This is a genomic window from Hyphomonas sp. KY3 (assembly GCF_017309975.1).
Classification (GTDB): Bacteria; Pseudomonadota; Alphaproteobacteria; order Caulobacterales; family Hyphomonadaceae; genus Hyphomonas.
The window spans coordinates 104,886-121,292 of sequence record NZ_CP022271.1 but is presented as its reverse complement, the minus strand read 5'-3'; the positions used below and the strand labels follow the sequence as shown (position 1 = coordinate 121,292).

Annotated in this window: 21 protein-coding genes; 5 read left to right on the top strand and 16 right to left on the bottom strand. The window is 59.9% G+C overall.

What is annotated here, in order from left to right; all coding sequences use genetic code 11:
• Positions 1 to 28 precede the first annotated feature (28 nt).
• Positions 29 to 1,072 (bottom strand): aspartate-semialdehyde dehydrogenase, encoded by a 1,044-nt coding sequence (locus CFA77_RS00645; protein ID WP_206991815.1) that lies wholly within the window; start codon positions 1,070 to 1,072, stop codon positions 29 to 31.
• 122 nt (positions 1,073 to 1,194) lie between these two features.
• On the opposite strand from CFA77_RS00645, the gene CFA77_RS00640 reads away from it, so the two are divergent.
• Together CFA77_RS00640 and CFA77_RS00635 are read left to right on the top strand one after the other, a co-directional pair.
• Positions 1,195 to 1,566 carry a nuclear transport factor 2 family protein gene (locus CFA77_RS00640; protein ID WP_034817434.1) on the top strand — a complete coding sequence of 124 codons (372 nt, stop codon included), beginning with the start codon at positions 1,195 to 1,197 and terminating at the stop codon, positions 1,564 to 1,566.
• A gap of 5 nt (positions 1,567 to 1,571) precedes the next feature.
• Positions 1,572 to 2,369: a TIGR03084 family metal-binding protein gene (locus CFA77_RS00635; RefSeq protein WP_206991814.1), complete on the top strand. Its 798-nt coding sequence runs from the start codon at positions 1,572 to 1,574 to the stop codon at positions 2,367 to 2,369.
• On the opposite strand, the gene leuB is transcribed toward CFA77_RS00635, so the two are convergent.
• The 11 genes from leuB to trmD form a co-directional block, all read right to left on the bottom strand.
• On the bottom strand, positions 2,366 to 3,418 hold the full coding sequence (gene leuB / locus CFA77_RS00630; protein WP_206991813.1) for a 3-isopropylmalate dehydrogenase: 1,053 nt from the start codon (positions 3,416 to 3,418) through the stop codon (positions 2,366 to 2,368). The two genes, CFA77_RS00635 and leuB, sit on opposite strands and share 4 nt — an antisense overlap.
• A gap of 143 nt (positions 3,419 to 3,561) precedes the next feature.
• The gene (locus CFA77_RS00625; RefSeq protein ID WP_206991812.1) at positions 3,562 to 3,834 is read right to left on the bottom strand and encodes a hypothetical protein; all 273 of its coding nucleotides are present in this window, start codon (positions 3,832 to 3,834) and stop codon (positions 3,562 to 3,564) included.
• Between the two features lie 116 nt (positions 3,835 to 3,950).
• Positions 3,951 to 4,127: a hypothetical protein gene (locus CFA77_RS00620; RefSeq protein WP_206991811.1), complete on the bottom strand. Its 177-nt coding sequence runs from the start codon at positions 4,125 to 4,127 to the stop codon at positions 3,951 to 3,953.
• A 23-nt stretch (positions 4,128 to 4,150) separates the two neighbouring features.
• A complete protein-coding gene (gene leuD / locus CFA77_RS00615) occupies positions 4,151 to 4,780 on the bottom strand; it encodes a 3-isopropylmalate dehydratase small subunit (protein WP_206991810.1) in 630 nt (209 codons plus the stop codon).
• Positions 4,781 to 4,790: 10 nt separating this feature from the next.
• Positions 4,791 to 5,633, bottom strand: coding sequence for a VOC family protein (locus CFA77_RS00610; protein WP_206991809.1), 843 nt, complete (start codon positions 5,631 to 5,633; stop codon positions 4,791 to 4,793).
• A gap of 6 nt (positions 5,634 to 5,639) precedes the next feature.
• The gene (cysK, locus tag CFA77_RS00605) at positions 5,640 to 6,623 is read right to left on the bottom strand and encodes a cysteine synthase A (protein ID WP_206991808.1); all 984 of its coding nucleotides are present in this window, start codon (positions 6,621 to 6,623) and stop codon (positions 5,640 to 5,642) included.
• A 79-nt stretch (positions 6,624 to 6,702) separates the two neighbouring features.
• Positions 6,703 to 7,284: a hypothetical protein gene (locus CFA77_RS00600; RefSeq protein WP_206991807.1), complete on the bottom strand. Its 582-nt coding sequence runs from the start codon at positions 7,282 to 7,284 to the stop codon at positions 6,703 to 6,705.
• A 188-nt stretch (positions 7,285 to 7,472) separates the two neighbouring features.
• The gene (leuC, locus tag CFA77_RS00595; RefSeq protein WP_206991806.1) at positions 7,473 to 8,867 is read right to left on the bottom strand and encodes a 3-isopropylmalate dehydratase large subunit; all 1,395 of its coding nucleotides are present in this window, start codon (positions 8,865 to 8,867) and stop codon (positions 7,473 to 7,475) included.
• 60 nt (positions 8,868 to 8,927) lie between these two features.
• Entirely contained in the window at positions 8,928 to 9,362 is a 435-nt protein-coding gene (locus CFA77_RS00590; protein WP_156947948.1) for a hypothetical protein, read from the bottom strand.
• Between the two features lie 99 nt (positions 9,363 to 9,461).
• A complete protein-coding gene (rplS, locus tag CFA77_RS17250; protein ID WP_206991805.1) occupies positions 9,462 to 10,031 on the bottom strand; it encodes a 50S ribosomal protein L19 in 570 nt (189 codons plus the stop codon).
• Positions 10,018 to 10,743, bottom strand: a complete 726-nt coding sequence (gene trmD, locus CFA77_RS00580; protein WP_206991804.1) for a tRNA (guanosine(37)-N1)-methyltransferase TrmD — start codon at positions 10,741 to 10,743, stop codon at positions 10,018 to 10,020. The genes rplS and trmD overlap by 14 nt, the downstream gene beginning before the upstream one ends.
• A gap of 156 nt (positions 10,744 to 10,899) precedes the next feature.
• Here trmD and CFA77_RS00575 point away from each other — a divergent pair, with 156 nt between their 5' ends.
• Positions 10,900 to 12,030 (top strand): aromatic ring-hydroxylating dioxygenase subunit alpha, encoded by a 1,131-nt coding sequence (locus CFA77_RS00575; protein WP_206991803.1) that lies wholly within the window; start codon positions 10,900 to 10,902, stop codon positions 12,028 to 12,030.
• On the opposite strand, the gene CFA77_RS00570 is transcribed toward CFA77_RS00575, so the two are convergent.
• Positions 12,027 to 12,362, bottom strand: coding sequence for a DUF6614 family protein (locus CFA77_RS00570; protein ID WP_206991802.1), 336 nt, complete (start codon positions 12,360 to 12,362; stop codon positions 12,027 to 12,029). The genes CFA77_RS00575 and CFA77_RS00570 overlap by 4 nt on opposite strands.
• 96 nt (positions 12,363 to 12,458) lie before the next feature.
• Between CFA77_RS00570 and CFA77_RS00565 the strand changes: the two genes are divergently transcribed.
• Positions 12,459 to 12,638, top strand: a complete 180-nt coding sequence (locus CFA77_RS00565; RefSeq protein ID WP_206991801.1) for a hypothetical protein — start codon at positions 12,459 to 12,461, stop codon at positions 12,636 to 12,638.
• Entirely contained in the window at positions 12,635 to 13,426 is a 792-nt protein-coding gene (locus tag CFA77_RS00560; RefSeq protein WP_242517435.1) for a glycosyltransferase family 2 protein, read from the top strand. Before CFA77_RS00565 ends, CFA77_RS00560 begins: the two co-directional genes overlap by 4 nt.
• Positions 13,427 to 13,438: 12 nt before the next feature.
• On the opposite strand, the gene CFA77_RS00555 is transcribed toward CFA77_RS00560, so the two are convergent.
• From CFA77_RS00555 to CFA77_RS00545, 3 genes are all read right to left on the bottom strand, one after another.
• Complete coding sequence (locus CFA77_RS00555; protein ID WP_206991800.1) at positions 13,439 to 15,073, bottom strand: beta/gamma crystallin-related protein; 1,635 nt, start codon at positions 15,071 to 15,073, stop codon at positions 13,439 to 13,441.
• Between the two features lie 66 nt (positions 15,074 to 15,139).
• On the bottom strand, positions 15,140 to 15,691 hold the full coding sequence (gene rimM, locus CFA77_RS00550) for a ribosome maturation factor RimM (protein WP_206991799.1): 552 nt from the start codon (positions 15,689 to 15,691) through the stop codon (positions 15,140 to 15,142).
• A gap of 50 nt (positions 15,692 to 15,741) precedes the next feature.
• A complete protein-coding gene (locus CFA77_RS00545) occupies positions 15,742 to 16,407 on the bottom strand; it encodes a beta/gamma crystallin-related protein (RefSeq protein ID WP_206991798.1) in 666 nt (221 codons plus the stop codon).

The window sequence follows — 16,407 nt, the reverse complement described above, 5'->3', positions numbered from 1 at the left end:
CGCCACCCAATTATTGCTGCGAAGCGTTTCAGTTTGTCGAAACGGGCTGTTTCTCTGGCTTCAGGACGCCGCGATTGAGGAGTTCTTCGGCAATCTGGATTGCGTTGAGGGCGGCGCCTTTGCGCAGATTGTCGGAGACACACCAGAAGGCGATGCCGTTTTCGACCGTCGGGTCCTTGCGGACGCGGGAGATATAGGTCGCCCATTCGCCCACGCATTCCTTCGGCGTGATGTAGAGCTCGTCTTCAGGATCATCGACCAGCATGATGCCCGGGCTCTCGCGCAGAATTTCCTTGGCTTTCTTGGCGCTCAGGGGGCCGGCCAATTCGACATTCACGGCTTCGGAATGGCCGACAAAGACCGGCACGCGCACACAGGTCGCGACCAGTTCGATGGACTCGTCGAGGATTTTCTTCGTCTCGACGCGCATCTTCCACTCTTCCTTGGTGAAACCATCATCCATGAAAACGTCGATCTGCGGGATGACGTTGAAGGCAATTTCCTTCTGGAAGACTTCCGGGGTCGGCTCGTCATTGACGAATACGCCGCGTGTCTGATTCCACAGCTCGTCCATCGCCTCCTTGCCGGCGCCGGATACGGACTGGTAAGTCGAACAGACAACGCGGGTGATACCGACGGCATCATGCAGCGGCTTCAGCGCCACAACGAGCTGTGCAGTCGAGCAGTTGGGGTTCGCGATGATCATCTTCTTTTCGTAACCCATCACGGCTTCGCCGTTGCACTCTGGCACGACGAGCGGCACGTCCGGATCCATCCGCCATGCGGACGAGTTGTCGATCGTGATCGCGCCGGCTTTGGCAATTTTCGGTGCCCATTCCTTGGCGGTGGCGCCGCCAGCCGACATCAGGACGAGGTCTACCTGTGTGAAGTCGAATTGTTCAATATCGTGGCATTTCAGCGTGCGATCGCCATAGGACACTTCCTTGCCGAGCGACCGGCGGGACGCAACGGCAAAGACTTCGTCGGCTGGGAACATACGTTCTTCCAGAATGTTCAGCAGTTCGCGTCCGACATTACCTGTTGCACCGACGACTGCGATCCGAGTGGCCATGATATTTCTACTCCTGAGATTGAACCGGGCTTATGGCGCATCTTCGACGCCATTTAAAGCCTGTTGCCAACGTCTCGCTGCTGAGGCAGACCGGATTGAACCCGGAACTGGGAGCCGCCCTCGTGCTTGATGACGTAATCAACCGCTACCTCGCCTGTTACAATGCCCGTGATATCGACGGAATGCTCGATTGCGTGACGGAAGACGTGGTGTTCGAAAATATCTCCAACACGGGTCAGTCCATGCGTCTGGATGGCAGGGACATGATGCGTCAGGTCGCGGAATTGTCAGGAAATGCCTTCTCCTATCGCCGTCAGCGACTGGTCAACATTGTCAGTGGAGGCGGCAAAGCTGCGGCCGAGATCGAATTTGAAGGCAAGGCCGCCGTAGACCTGCCCAATGGCATCAAGTCCGGCGAGACCGTAAAAGTACGCGGCGCGAGCTTTTTCGAATTTCGTGGAAACCTGCTCTGCCGCATCGCGGATTATAGCTGATCTCCATGCAACAAGCCGTAGATTTCCTCGATGAATCGCTGGCCCTGTCCGAGCTGATCGCACCCCTGTCCGATACGGACTATACGCAGAAAACCGCATTCAAGGACTGGACCATCGACATGGTTCTCCGCCACCTGCATTTCTGGAACACCGCAGCGCTATTGTCGGTAAAAGACGAGGCGGCATTTCAAGCGCTTGTATCCGGCCTGACGGACGCACTCCGCGAAGGCGCACTTCCAGACCATGAATATGCGTACTTCGAGGGCCTGTCAGGCCGCGCCTTGCGGGAGGACTGGCTTGTCATGGCAGACCGTACGGCAGATGTCTTCGCTCAAACCGATCCATCCCAGCGCCTGCAATGGGTGGGCCCAAGCATGAGCGCGCGGTCTTCGATCACGGCGCGACTTATGGAAACCTGGGCGCACGGTCAGGAAGTCTATGACCAGCTGGGCGTCGTCCGTGAGAATAACGACCGTATCCGCAATATCGTGGTGCTGGGCGTGAACACCTATGGGTGGACTTTTGCCAACCGGAAACTCCCGGCTCCGGGGCCGATGCCCTTCCTGTCCCTTACCGCGCCGTCCGGCGAAATCTGGACGTATGGCGAAGAACAAGATGATGAGCGGATTGCAGGCCGCGCAGAAGAATTCTGCCAAGTCGTAACGCAGGTACGCAACGTGGCGGACACAAGTCTTTCCGTATCCGGAAAGATTGCTCAATCCTGGATGACACAAGCGCAGTGCTTTGCGGGCCCTCCGCAGCCGCCACCAGCGGCCGGGACACGGAGGACGCGCACGGCCTAAAGCACTGCGATAACTGCATCCGTCATCTGGTGAGTCTTGAGCTCTCCTCCAAGATCTCGCGTACGGGCGCCATCTTCCAAAGCCTTGCCCACTGCTGCGAAGAGCCTGTCGGCGATTTTTTCACGCCCCAGAGACCAGCGGAGGGCCATTTCAAGCGACAGAATGGCCGCGCACGGATTTGCGATACCCTGTCCCGCAATGTCCGGCGCCGAACCGTGCACCGGCTCATAGAGGCCCGGCGTACCATCCGCCCCAAGGGACGCAGAGGGCAGCATTCCGATGGACCCGGTCAGCATGGCGGCTTCGTCAGAGAGAATATCCCCGAACAGATTACCGGCAAGAATCACATCGAACTGTTTCGGCGCTCGGACGAGCTCCATTGCACAAGCATCCGCATACATGTGGCTGAGTTCGACGCCAGCGCCGAACTCGGCATGCGCCAATGTGACTTCCTGACGCCAGAACAGGCCGGTCTCCATGACGTTCGATTTTTCCACCGAACAGACACGGCCATCCCTGCCACGCGCGATTTCGAAAGCAACACGCGTAACACGTTCGACTTCCGGGTGCGTGTAGATCGACGTGTCATACCCCCGGCGCAGTCCGCCTTTCTCATCAATGCCGCGCGGCGTGCCGAAATAGACACCCCCTGTCAGCTCTCGGACGATCATGATGTCCAGGCCTTCGACCACTTCAGGCTTCAGGCTGGAGGCGCTGACCAATGCCGGGAAACAGAAAGCGGGCCGCAAGTTCGCAAACACATCGAGGCCTTTGCGCAAAGCCAGCAGGCCAGCTTCCGGGCGCTTGTCGCGCGCCGTACCCGCCCATTTCGGCCCACCAACCGCGCCGAGCAGAACCGCATCCGATCTACGGGCCTGCTCCAGCGTATCCTCGGTCAACGGCGTCCCGTGGGCATCAAAGGATGCTCCGCCAACAAGCCCCTCTTCCAACAGGAGGTCTGGAGCCAGAACGTCCACCAGGCGCCGAACTTCGGCCACAACTTCTGGGCCAATCCCGTCTCCTGGCAATAACAGTAAGGTCTGTTTCACTTCCGCGCTCCACTCATGTTCGGACAAGTTTGTTTTGTGGCACCTAGTAGCCACCACAACACAGCCGAGCAATACTGTCGCGTGTGGTCGGCGGCCGGACCAGGTCGACCTGGGAAAGTTGAGCCACCCGAGAGTGGAAGGGCCTACATGCCGGGTTCGCGTGGTATGGGTGTGTAGCGGCTATCAATCTTGTCCTTGAATTCCTTGGCCTGTTCTTCGTTCCGCTCATCTATGTCGGCCCAGGTTGCCTTGTTGTTGCAAATCCGTTTTGGCAGCATCGAGCCGAACTCCTTGATGGAGCGGCACTCTCTTTCGGCGCCTTCCGCCAATGTCATTTCCTCAGACCCGGTTGAACTCGCGCAGCCCGCGAGAGAAACCATCAATCCAGCTGCAAGCACAGAACCCGCAAATTTCATCTTTATCTCCCAAAGTGTGCAATTCAGAACCGCGTCCACCACTAATGGTTGTAACCAGCGGGCGCAACGCCATCTACGTCTCCACCAAACAAGAACGAAACCCGCTCGTGCGACTCTCAGGTCTCGGGGTCACGCTTTTCTTCGGTTGAGGCGCCCGCTTCGTCGGACGGCGCGGACTGAGCCTCTGGCAGGGTGACATTGACTTCAGGCTGCGTGCCGAATGGATCCGTATGACAGGCCGCGACAGACGCCAGCACCAATCCCCCCAGAATTATCAGGCTTAATCTCTTCATGACCATCCTCTTCGCTTTCCGGGTCAGCTGGCCTTTTCGAGCCATGGCATGGAGACGCGTCGACGCGCTTCGAACGTGTCGATCTCGCTTGCTGCAGTCATCGAACTGCCAATCTCGTCAAGGCCTTCCATGAGGTTTGCCTTACGGCCTGCATCCACTTCAAACGCATACACTTCGCCATCCGGCCCGGTGACGATCTGGGCTTCAAGGTCCACGGTGAAGACATGGTTCGCCCCCCCCGCCTGATCGGCCAGCTTCTGGCATACGTCGACTGGCAGGCGAACTGGCAAGATGCCATTCTTGTAGCAGTTGTTGTGGAAGATGTCGGCGAAACTCGGCGCGATCACACAAGTTATACCCTGATCCAACAGAGCCCAGGGCGCGTGCTCACGCGACGAGCCACAGCCGAAGTTCTCGCCCGCAATCAGGATACTCGCCGTCGCGTATTCAGGCCGGTTCAACACGAAATCGGGCCTGGGGGAGCCATCCGAGAGCGTTTTCAGCTCATGAAACAGTCCCGTCGACAGACCGGTGCGTTCGGTCGTCTTCAGGAATTGCTTGGGAATGATCATGTCGGTGTCGACATTTGACATCGGCTTGCCCTTTTCGAGCAGCGGCGCAGCGGTTCCGGTGAGTTGGGTAAAGGCTTTCATGAGGCGTGTCCTACCTTGAAGAATGCGCGATGAACAGGGTCGGCACGCCCAATGTGCCATCCCTTATAGTGAAAACGGCAGACCCCGGTTTGCGACCTGTCCGTTGTTCGGAAACATTGAAGCCAGCCTCCGTGAGGCGTGCATGTGCCGCCGAAAGATCATCCACGGTCCATGTCAGGCCCCAGATACTGTCCGGCGCGGCTGGGTCAACATCTTCCCCGAGGCGGTTGATGACCTCAAAGGTCAGCCCGCCTGTGCGGAAGAACAAAAAGCGCGTCTTCCACTCTTCCCGCGTCCGGTCGAGCGCCAGATCCAGCCCCAACCGTGCGCCATAAAGCCCCAATGCCCGGTCGGGATTGGGCGTGTTGATGACAATATGGTCCAGCGATGTGACGCAGCCAGACGGCGCGTCCGCCACGGGCAAGGCTTGTTCCGGCGAGATGATGAAAGTCTTCACGCCAGCAGTTTGCGCGTCCGCGCACCGGAAGCGCGTCCATTTCCGGGTTTCGCCGTTGATTGCGTTTGTACTGCTTCCATCGGCGATCTCGCCCGGCATCAAGCCACGACGGGTCAGCTTGTGATGCGCGGCGGAAATATCTCCCGTTCCAAAAGCGAGGCTTTTCAGGCCGGGGCCTTCGTCGGAGATGATTTCCCGCAAACGATCGGCCACCGTCCCCTCCCCGTCAGGGGCCATCAGTTCAAGACTGGTATTCTCCAATTGGAAAATTGCTGTTGCGGCACCGTCGGCTGAGGCGCGCCAATCTGCCGGCCGCCCGAGCAATTGCTCATAGACGGCCGTCGCGGAGCTGATCTCCGGACAGACCAGCACAAAATGGTCGAGACCCGTAATCATGCTATCCTAGAGACCCTCAAACAGGGCTGTCGATACATACCGTTCGGCGAAGCTTGGCAGGATGACGACGAGGGTCTTGCCGGCCATGTCGTCACGCGCGCCAACCTTGACCGCTGCGGCCGCTGCCGCGCCGGAGGAGATACCGCCGGGTATGCCTTCGAGCCGCGCAAGTTTGCGGGCCGTGGCAAAGGATTCCTCATTCGACACTTTCACGACTTCATCAATCAGGCTCGTGTCCGCATTGCCGGGGATAAAGCCTGCGCCGATACCCTGGATCATGTGCGGGCCGGGCTCGCCCCCGGAGAGGACCGGGCTGCCTTCCGGCTCAATCGCCATCATTTTCAGGCCCGGCTTGCGGGCCTTCAATACGCGGCCTGTGCCCGTAAATGTGCCACCAGTACCTATGCCGGACAGGACAGCATCGACCGCGCCGTCTGTGTCCGCCCAGATTTCTTCTGCTGTGGTCAGCTCATGGATGGCCGGATTGGCGGGATTGTCGAACTGGCTTGGCATCACCGCGCCGGGCGTCGCCTCAAGGATTTCCTTCGCCTTCGCGATAGCACCGCCCATGCCCTTCTCTTTTGGCGTCAGCTCCAGCTCCGCGCCGAGATAGGCCAGCATCTTGCGGCGCTCGATGGACATGGATTCCGGCATGGTCAGGATGAGGCGGTATCCCCGGCTCGCCGCCGCAAAGGCCAGGCCGATGCCGGTATTGCCTGAGGTCGGCTCGACCAGAACGCCGCCGGGCTTCAGCTTGCCGTCGGCTTCCAGCTGCAACACCATGTTCAGGCCGATCCGGTCTTTCACGCTGGCGAGTGGATTGAAGAATTCGCATTTGAACAGCAGGTTCGCCTTGATGCCTTCGGCCTCGGCGAACTTCGGCGCAGCAACCAGCGGCGTCGATCCGACCGTTTCGAGGATAGACGCGTAGGTACGACCGCGCGGGCCATCCAGCGAAACATTTCCGGGCAGGCTGACAGTATTGCTCATGGGTCCACTCCATTTGTTGCAGGGCAAGGTTGGCCGGACTATCTGCCCTCACCCTTCGAGAGGCAACTGAAGGATGTGTTTAGTCGGCGGCACGCCCTTTTATGTCTTCAAGTATTTGCCGCCCAATCTCCCTACGCTCTACGTACTTGGCGGCTGCTTTCGAGGTTTTGAACAAATTCCACTTCAGATGAGGCTTAAGATCCGTGACATCGCGCCCAGTCAAATCACAAAAGATCGCCAGATTGAACGCCCACTCGTCCAGCGACAAATAGCCGAATTTCTCACTGGACCACCCCTGGCTCTCGAAATCCTGAGTTTGGATAAACTCGAATGCGGAATTAGCCCCGAATACTCCAAAGCCCAGAAAGACAGACGTGACATCCGTTGCCGGCTCGATCAGCTCCCAGCCGCCTGGTGGGGCTTCCTGAAATCCTTCATTCAGATAGTGACTGAGTTCGTGCGCAAAGGTTGCGATCAGCTTTACCGGTGTATGAACATGGCTCGGATCATACGTAATCTGACCAGAATTTCCGGTGTGGGAGAAGGTTCCTGCCGCTGTCCCCGAATGTTGAACTCTGCCCAGTGTGGATACCCTTCCGGCAAGCTCGGCTTGCGGCACCAATTGGACTGGCCATTCTGACATTCCGGCCAGATCACGCACATGCTCAAATATGAATTCAGCGCGCTCGCGCCCACTCGAATCGGTTGGCGGAAAGAAGTCCGGGGTTGGAAGCACGAGCGGCGTCTCTCGAAGGGCTTCCCGCCCACCAGTGCACTTCAATAGCCATGCCCAACACAGAACATGGAATGCCTCCACATCCTCATCGAGAAAGTGGCTGCGTCCAAACACTAGCCAATCACACCTTGGATCGCGGCGCGCGCTGCGAGGGTAGGGCTCATCAGATGGGTGCGGCCATCGCGGCCCTGGCGGCCTTCGAAGTTCCGGTTGGAGGTGGACGCGCACCGCTCGCCCGGCGCCAGCGTGTCGGGATTCATGCCGAGACACATGGAACAGCCCGGCTCGCGCCATTCAAACCCGGCTTCGAGAAAGATCTCGTCCAGCCCTTCGGATTCGGCTTGCGCACGGACGAGGCCAGACCCCGGCACGACCATGGCACGCACGCCTTCGGCCACTTTGTTGCCCTTGGCGACTTCAGCGGCGGCGCGAAGATCTTCGATCCGGCTGTTCGTGCACGAGCCGATGAAGACGCGCTGCACCGGTGTGCCCTTGATCGGTGTACCACCTTCAAGGCCCATATAGGACAGTGCGCGCTCACACGCACCTGCCTTGATTGGATCACTGAAATCTTCCGGCTTCGGAATAATACCCGACAACGGAATCGCCTGTTCTGGGCTCGTGCCCCAGGTCAATGTCGGCTCAACCGCTTCGCCCTTGATGTGGACGACTTCATCAAATACGGCATCCTCATCGGAATAGAGCGTCGTCCAAAAAGATTTCGCGACATCCCATGCACCACCCTTGGGCGCGGCCGGGCGGCCCTTGATGTATTCAAACGTTGTCTCGTCTGGAGCCACCAGACCCGCACGGGCACCGCCCTCAATGGCGAGATTGCACAGCGTCATGCGCCCTTCCATGGAGAGGCTCCGAACTGCGTCACCGCGATACTCCATGACGTATCCCGTGCCACCGGCCGTACCGATGACGGAAATTATGTGGAGGGCGAGATCCTTGGCGGTCACGCCATCTTTCAGGCTGCCAGATACTTCGATTGCCATGTTCTTGGATTTCTGCGCACGCAAGGTCTGCGTGGCGAGCACATGCTCAACTTCCGATGTGCCGATACCATGCGCCAGCGCGCCGAACGCGCCATGCGTGGACGTGTGGCTATCACCGCAGACAATCGTCATGCCGGGCTGGGTGCGCCCCTGCTCCGGCCCCACGACATGGACGATGCCATTGCGGATGTCGCCCATCGGGAAATACTCGATATCGTGCTCGGCCACATTGCGGGTCAGCGTTTCCAGCTGGTTGCGCGCATCGGGGTCTGTCACGCCAGCAAGGCCGGCGGCCTGGTTCTCGGTCGGGGTGTTGTGGTCAGCGACGGCCAGGGTCAGGTCCCGGCGGCGCATGCCGCGTCCGGCCGCTTTCAGTCCGGCAAAAGCCTGGGGCGTCGTCACTTCGTGAATCAGGTGGAGATCGATATAGAGCAGGCTTTCACCGCCCTCATCGGTGTGCACCACATGCGCGTCCCAGATCTTGTCGTAAAGTGTCTTGCCAGCCATGGGGCCTCTTCCTGTCATATCGCGGCGCACCATAGCGGCGCGCGCCCGGCTGGGAAGGGGTCAATTGGCGATTGGCGACTCTTGATCACAGGGCGGAGACAGGCGCACGGCCAGCGCCTTCAGCTCGTCCATCTCGAAATCGCCGGAAACGAGTATTTCACCGCCTGTGATCCGTTCCAGCACTCTGGGAGACATGATGGTTTCCTCGTCCACCCGCAAGGGGAGGACTTCACCCATATTGGCCACCGTGAGGGCTTCCAGCTTGGATGCGCCGGACTCGTCCATACGGATGGAAAGCGCCGGTCGACCCGCCGAATCCGTCACGGCCGAAGCCTGAACCTGATAGGGTGCAAAGCGGGTATCACCGATGAAGAGAATACCCTGCGCTATGTCAGGCGGGCGGCAAGCCGGCATTGTGAGGCGCAGCGTGTCGTCGGCGGGTTCGCAGGCAGCAAGCAATGAAACGGCGAAGAGTGTGAGACAGAGGCGTTTCATGCGTCCGAACGTGCCACAGAAATACCAGCCCCAAAAGTGAAAACGCCCCAACCATGAGGCGGGGCGTTTCTTCAATTCCTGACTGAAGTGTCGGGACGTCTATTCTTCAGCAGCGCCTTCGTCAGCGGAGGCAGCCGCAGCGGCCTCTGCTTCAGCGGCAGCAGCAGCTGCAGCCTCTTCAGCGGCTTTCGCCTTGGCAGCCTCTTCGCGAGCCTTGGCAGCAGCTTCCTTGCGGGCGGCTTTCTCTGCATCTTTCTGGCGGCGGCGCTCGGTTTTCGACACGGCAATTTCGACCGTTTCGATGCCGTGGCCGGTGGTACGTTCAGCGATACGGGCAGACTTACCGCGACGATCGCGCAGATAGTAGAGTTTCGCACGGCGCACGCGACCCTTGCGCTTCACTTCGATGCTCTCGATCATCGGGGAAGCCAGCGGGAAAACGCGCTCGACGCCTTCACCAAAGGAAATCTTGCGAACCGTGAAGCTCTCATTGATGCCACCGCCTGCGCGGGCAATACAGACGCCTTCAAAGCGCTGGACGCGCTCACGGTCGCCTTCCGTGATGCGGACGTTCACGGCTAGCGTGTCACCCGGTGAAAAATCCGGGATGTTCTTGTCGCCGACAACGCGGGAAAACTCTTCCGCTTCGAGCTGTTCAATCATGTTCATCGCCTGTCTCCGGCGGTTGTAATTCGTTGGTATCTGAGTAAGCGGCGTATAAATCGGGGCGGCGGTCAATTGTCAACGACTTTGCGCTGTTAAACCGCCATTCTTGTATGCGTTTATGATCCCCCGACAGCAGAACCTCCGGAGTCGGGCGGCCTTCCCACTCCCGGGGCAGCGTATACTGGTCGTGTTCCAGCAATCCGGTCTCGAAAGATTCCTCCTCAAGGGAGGCCTGGTTCCCCGCAACTCCGGGCAACAAACGCACAACCGCCTCGGTCATCGCCATGGCTGCGACCTCACCCCCAGCCAGCACAAAATCCCCGATGGAAACCTCGCGCAAGCCGCGCGCACGGATCACCCGCTCGTCCAGCCCCTCGAACCGGCCACACATCATCACCATGCCCGGGCCGCCTGCCAGGTCCCGCGCCAGTTTCTGTGAAAACGGCTCTCCGCGCGGCGACAGATAGATCAGCGGCTTGCCGTCTGTGTCGATACTGTCCAGCGCCGCAGCCGTCACATCCGGTCGCAACACCATACCTGCGCCGCCCCCCGCCGGCGGGGCGTCGACATTCTGATGCTTTCCGAGGCCGAAATCGCGCAGCTGGACGGTTTCATAGTCCCAGATGCCTTCGCGACGCGCGCGCTCCAGGATGGAGACGCCGAGCGGGCCGGGAAACGCTTCGGGAAACAGGGTGATGAAACTTGCCTTGAACATGCGCCGAGCCTTTAGCCTACCGCGTGCGCTCCGTCACGTCTCGCCAGGCCGTTACCCAAATGGCTAGCCGTCTTCCTGCCCCCCAAGAGTAGAACGCCAAACGGCAGCGGTCGACAAAAGTTGACGCGTGTGTCATTTTTTTCTGGGAGGAATAAAATGACAAAAACATTGGCGGGTCTCACACCCGAAGAAATTGGCCGTGTCCGCAAGCCTCTGGGACAAGCCTATACCCTGCCCCCAGCCGCCTATCTCGACGAGGATGTGTACGCGCGCGAAACCGACCAGATCCTGCGCAAGAGCTGGCTCCCGCTGGCACGCATCGACCAGATAGCCACGCCGGGCGATTTCGTTTCGCTCGACCTGTTCGGCCAACCGGTCATGGTGGTTCACGGACATGATGGCGAAGTCCGTGTCATGTCGCGCACATGCCTGCACCGCGCAGCCCTGCTGGCAGACGGAAACGGCAATCGCAAGCTATTCACATGCCCCTACCACGCCTGGAGCTATGACACGTCGGGCCAGCTTGTCCGGGCGCCCCTGATGGATGGCGCAGAGGAGTTTGCTGAATCCAATTGCCGGCTGCCCCAACTCCGCACGGAAATCTGGGAGGGCTTTGTCCTCGCCAATTTCGACCCCGACGCAGCGCCCTTCGCCCCGCCGGTCGAGACGTTTCGCAAGTATTTCGAGAACTTCCGCCTCGCCGACATGAAGGTCGTTCACACGCTCGAATTCGACAGCGAGTGGAACTGGAAAGTGCTGGTGGAGAATTTCATGGAAGCTTACCACCACATCGCCACGCATTCCGAGACGTTCGAGCCCGCCTATCATGCCCGCGACTCCCGCGTGCCGGACAATGACGGCCCGTGGTCCATCCTGCACATGCCAGCGGCCCATGAGGAACTGCCGCCTGGCCTGCCCCCGCTTGAAGGTCTTGAAGACTGGCAGGCGCGCGACCTGTTCGCGACCGCCATCTTTCCGCACTTCCTGCTGGGCATTCAGGGCAGTGTCGTCACCTGGTACCAGGTCTTTCCGCAAGGCGCCGGCAAGTTGCACCTGAAGATCCATATTTGCGTTCCAGCCGCTTACAGCGAGATGGAAGGCTTTGACGAGATTGCGGAAGGCATGGCCCTGATGGTCTCGGCGATCCATCACGAGGATATCGGCGCGAATGATCTTGTCTGGCAGGGCCTCAACGCGCCGATGACACGGCAAGGCCGCCTCTCTCCACTTGAGAAGGCCATCTGGCAGTACAATCAATGGTGGCTCGACAAGATGGAAGCGCCCTAGGCGGCCCCATCCCAATCCGGCCAGTCGCGGAACAGGCCGAACTTGATGTTGGTCACCATGGCATTCGCGCTGAAGTGCAGCGTATCGGTTTCACCGGACCGCGCGGCGGCGGCGCGAAAAGCGGTGTCGAGCTGGGCGAGGTCGCGCGTCTCGATCATGATGTGGAACTCGCGCACATCGTCCGGCCGCAGGCCCAGCTTGCAGCGCATCATGCGCCAGGATTCGATCCGGCCGTCTGACTTCATATGATCCAGAAACGCCGGTAGCGCCTTGGCGAAGGCACGCTCGTCCGTTCCGGGCTTCAGGTCAAACCAGACGTGATAAATGTCCATGCCGCGCTCCCCTGCTTGGTCGCCTGTTGCACCTATCGCAACCGGCTGGCAATTGGCATACTCGTTTCATGACGTTCCAACCGGGAGTTTTGTGACATGGGCATCATCGCATCGGTGGCAGCCTTCCTTGGACAGAAACCCCGTACCGTATCGAACCGGAAAGTGCCGGAGGCGTACAAGGCCATGTCCGCCGCCGAACTGAAGGACCGCGCCATGGCCGGCGATGTCCAGGCCGAAACCGCCCTGCGCCAGCGTGCAGCTTCAGCGGGCAAATGAGACTGGACCGCCAAGGCGCCAGCCTCTACTCCAGACCTATGCCCCAAAGCCCCGCCCTCTCCGTCCTGATCCCGTTCTTCAATGAAGAGGGTAATGTGCACCCCGTGATCGACGAGATCCATGAGCAGCTGGCGGGAATCAGTTTCGAGATTGTGTGCGTGAATGATTGCTCGTCCGACGCGACAGAGCAGGAACTTGCCGAAGCGATGGCGAAGCATCCCGATACCGTGGTCGTGTTCAATCATGTCGCGCGCAAGGGGAAGTCCGCCGCACTGTTCACCGGGCTCAAATCTGTGCGCGGCCAGTGGGTACAATTGCTTGACGGGGACGGGCAGAACGATCCGGCGGATACGGCCCGTCTCTGGAAAGAGATCATTGTGCCGGGCGCATCCCCAAGCCTCGGCATCATTGCAGGCAAGCGCAACAGCCGGAATGATTCCGGATTCAAATGGATACAGTCCCGCGTCGCCAATGGGGTACGCCGCTTCGTGCTTCAGGATGATGCGACGGATACCGGATGCGGATGGAAACTGATCCGGACCGAAGCTTTTCGCGATCTGCCCTTCTTTGCCTCGATGCACCGCTTCCTGCCCGCCCTGATCAAGCGCGCAGGCTGGGATGTGCGCGAAGAGCGCGTGAATGATCGCAAGCGACTGGCGGGAGAATCCAAATACGGATTCCTCGGCAGGCTTGGCGCAGGCGTCTTTGACCTGATCGGCATGTTCTGGCTGATCCGCCGGGGCGGATACGGCATCGCGCGCGAATGGCACGACCCGCGCGCGAACTGAGCCGCAACACCCCTAGTCCTTGTGAACTTCTCCACCCCGATTGCGCAGGGCTTTCGGCATATTATTTGACCGTTGCGGTTGCGGACGCGGCGTGGACCGTTGCTGCGGCTTTACCCGAGCCGGTTGGCGCTGAGCCTGTGGCCGGGCTTGCCGTTGCGGCTGTGCCTGTTTGCGCGTCTGCGGGGCAGGACGGACTTGCGGGCGCGCCGGTTGCCTCACCTGTTGTCTGGTCTGCTGTTGGGGACGGATCGTCTTTTGCTGGCGCGTCTGGGTTTGAGGGCGCTGCTGCACCTCACGGCGTTGCGTTTGAGTGTTCCTCAGCGCCTTGGGCCGCGAAGTATTCATGTCCACTTTTTGCCTGGGCCGCGGCGTGGCTGTGGGCCGGCGCTCGGTTTGCGCGCGGTTGCGCTGCGTTGCCGCCGGTTGCACCTGGCGCGTCTGCGGTCTCTGGGTGGTCGAACGGTTGGGCTGAATGGTCCGCACATTAGGACGCGGACGGTCTTCAGAGCCAATATTGGCGCGTTGCGGGCGACCTGGCAGAGCGTGTGGGCGACGTTGCTGAGTCACGTCCCGCGCCTTCGGCCCGCCCGCAAGCGGGTTTGCCGCTGTCGGCGCTACTGTCTGCACATTTCCATTTCGTCCGCCGCCACGATTGCCATTCCGGCCATCATCCCGGCGACCGCGGTCTGCGTGACCCCCATCATTTCGGCCACCGCGATCTCCGCGTTGACCATCTCCCCGGCCGCCGCGCGGGCTGTCACCCACCGGCCGAATGGACGAGATGTTGTCATTCAGACGAATACCATTCAGCCGGTCCGTCGAGGCATCGACGATCTGACAGCGCCCTTTATAGTTCGCATGCTCGCAAACTTCCCATTTGCCAGAACGGATTTGCAGCGACGATATATTGTCATTGAAGCGATAGCGACTGAGGTCGGAAACGCCCTTGTTGAGGCCAAGCGAGGCACCGCGTTCATAGGAATCCGTGTAGAGCGTCACCGCGCCATTGCGCGCGCCATAATGCCCTCTCAGCGGGCGCTGTTGCTTGCGGTAATGACGCCCATAGTGCGGATTCGCGCCATGACGCGTCCAGCCGAAGCCATAGGGGCCGTGGCCGAGACGCGGACTGTAATAACCGTGGGATCGATAGCTCGGCGAATAGCCATAATGGTAGACGCTGACACTCGTGCTGGTGCCATAGCCGTGTGAGTAATTGTCGTACCCGTAACGGGCATTGTCAGCATAGCGGATATAGCCCGACTGATCGCGGGTGAACATCAAGCCGTGCTCGGCTTCGGTATACTCGTAAATCGGGCGCACCGACGTTAGTTCGCGATCAAGGCCGTACCAGTCGAGGTCCTGGACATCGCCACGGATGAAGACACAGCGGCCGGTGAAGTCGCTATGCTCGCACAGCTCCCAGGCGCCGGACAGGACCGCAACGGATTGCGCGCGATCATTGAAATAATAGTCGTTCAGAGAATAGACGGAATCGAAGACTTCCCGCACTTCCCCGCGAAAATCCTCGCCGCTGAACAACATCAGGCCCGCCGGTTGTTCATTGCCTTCATACTGCGCGGCTGCAGCGCCCACTACAGTTAGCGGAAGGGCAAGAGCAGCGCCGAAGCGGATTAATCTGGCAAACATGGGCAGTTACCTCGTTCTTAACCTACCCTTTATGACAGGTGGCGTCTGAACAAGCGGCAACATGGGTCAATCAGTGGATTCAGCCTCGTCCCCGGGCGCCGTCCATTCGGCGAGATCCGGAATGATGATGCGGGATGTGGCAAGGTCCACGGTCGGCACATCGGCCAGCGTGAAGGGCACGAGAACCGTATCGCCCCGGTCCGCCAAACGGATTTCGAGCAAATCATCTGCGCCGAAATTCTGCACGGCTTTCACGGTGCCCGCAGGCTCATTCCCGCCCGCGAACACCTGAAGACCGACAAGGTCCTCGATGTAGAACTCGTCGTCATCTGTTTCCGGAAGTTTCGCGCGCGGGACATGCAATAGCGTGCCACGCATCGCGTCCCATTCTTCTTTTTGCTTCTGTTCCTTGGGACGCACAATGAAATGGTCCTTGCCGGGCCGGGCCGACTGCGGCGTCAGCACAGGCTTCCCGGCTTCATCAGTCAGCGCACCATAGGTGAACACATCATCCGGGTCGGCGGTGAAGCTTTTCACTCGCACATCACCGCGTACGCCGTGCGCACCCTTGATAACGCCCACGACGATCTGTCTCTCAGTGTTTGATTTCGCACTCATGCCGCTTCTCTAACGGCCGATTGGCAGAGCGCAAGCGGGCAAGCGCCGCATCAGCGCCAGCCGTCATAGGCGCGGATGGAGGAAATATTGTCGTTCATGCGGATTGGCTTCAAATCACCCGCGCCGCCCTGCAACACTTCGCACCGCCCCCGATAGTTCGCATGCTCGCAGACCAGCCAACTGCCCCCCGTCACGAGGAAGGAGCTTGCGCGGTCATTGAAACGATACTGGCCGAGATCCGGCACATCGTGGCTGATTTCGATGGCCTGCCCGCGCTGGGCAGAATCCTGGAACAGAACAAGGTCACCATACCCTCCTCCGCGACGGCCTTTCCCCGGCCGGTCGCGATAGGCGACAGGACGAAGGGAGGAAACATTGTCATTGAGGCGATATGCGTTCAGGCGAACTGTGCTCGCATCGACGATTTCGCACCGCCCCCTGAAATGGGCGTCCGTACACAGTTCCCATGCGCCAGCGCGAATGGTAATCGACGAGGCTCGGTCATTGAAGCGCAGGCGGGCAAGGTCCGGCTCGGCGCCCTGAATGCGAAGGCCTTCGCCGGAAAAGCCGGAATCAGCGTGAAGCACCACGCCATTCCCACCGCCACGATATGACGTATCATGATAGCGACCCCGGTCTGCGCTGGCAGGAAGGGCGAGCGCCGCAATTCCGAGTGCAGCAAAGGGCAGAGTTCTGAAAAGTTTGGCCTTGGACAT

Excerpts from the sequence above, each read along its gene's own strand:
- CFA77_RS00645 (WP_206991815.1), bottom strand. The coding sequence starts at position 1,072 with ATGGCCACTCGGATCGCAGTCGTCGGTGCAACAGGTAATGTCGGACGC.
- CFA77_RS00635 (WP_206991814.1), top strand. The coding sequence starts at position 1,572 with ATGCAACAAGCCGTAGATTTCCTCGATGAATCGCTGGCCCTGTCCGAG.
- CFA77_RS00625 (WP_206991812.1), bottom strand. The coding sequence starts at position 3,834 with ATGAAATTTGCGGGTTCTGTGCTTGCAGCTGGATTGATGGTTTCTCTC.
- CFA77_RS00620 (WP_206991811.1), bottom strand. The coding sequence starts at position 4,127 with ATGAAGAGATTAAGCCTGATAATTCTGGGGGGATTGGTGCTGGCGTCT.
- leuD (WP_206991810.1), bottom strand. The coding sequence starts at position 4,780 with ATGAAAGCCTTTACCCAACTCACCGGAACCGCTGCGCCGCTGCTCGAA.
- CFA77_RS00610 (WP_206991809.1), bottom strand. The coding sequence starts at position 5,633 with ATGATTACGGGTCTCGACCATTTTGTGCTGGTCTGTCCGGAGATCAGC.
- cysK (WP_206991808.1), bottom strand. The coding sequence starts at position 6,623 with ATGAGCAATACTGTCAGCCTGCCCGGAAATGTTTCGCTGGATGGCCCG.
- leuC (WP_206991806.1), bottom strand. The coding sequence starts at position 8,867 with ATGGCTGGCAAGACACTTTACGACAAGATCTGGGACGCGCATGTGGTG.
- CFA77_RS00590 (WP_156947948.1), bottom strand. The coding sequence starts at position 9,362 with ATGAAACGCCTCTGTCTCACACTCTTCGCCGTTTCATTGCTTGCTGCC.
- rplS (WP_206991805.1), bottom strand. The coding sequence starts at position 10,031 with ATGAACATGATTGAACAGCTCGAAGCGGAAGAGTTTTCCCGCGTTGTC.
- trmD (WP_206991804.1), bottom strand. The coding sequence starts at position 10,743 with ATGTTCAAGGCAAGTTTCATCACCCTGTTTCCCGAAGCGTTTCCCGGC.
- CFA77_RS00575 (WP_206991803.1), top strand. The coding sequence starts at position 10,900 with ATGACAAAAACATTGGCGGGTCTCACACCCGAAGAAATTGGCCGTGTC.
- CFA77_RS00570 (WP_206991802.1), bottom strand. The coding sequence starts at position 12,362 with ATGGACATTTATCACGTCTGGTTTGACCTGAAGCCCGGAACGGACGAG.
- CFA77_RS00565 (WP_206991801.1), top strand. The coding sequence starts at position 12,459 with ATGGGCATCATCGCATCGGTGGCAGCCTTCCTTGGACAGAAACCCCGT.
- CFA77_RS00560 (WP_242517435.1), top strand. The coding sequence starts at position 12,635 with ATGAGACTGGACCGCCAAGGCGCCAGCCTCTACTCCAGACCTATGCCC.
- CFA77_RS00555 (WP_206991800.1), bottom strand. The coding sequence starts at position 15,073 with ATGTTTGCCAGATTAATCCGCTTCGGCGCTGCTCTTGCCCTTCCGCTA.
- rimM (WP_206991799.1), bottom strand. The coding sequence starts at position 15,691 with ATGAGTGCGAAATCAAACACTGAGAGACAGATCGTCGTGGGCGTTATC.
- CFA77_RS00545 (WP_206991798.1), bottom strand. The coding sequence starts at position 16,407 with ATGTCCAAGGCCAAACTTTTCAGAACTCTGCCCTTTGCTGCACTCGGA.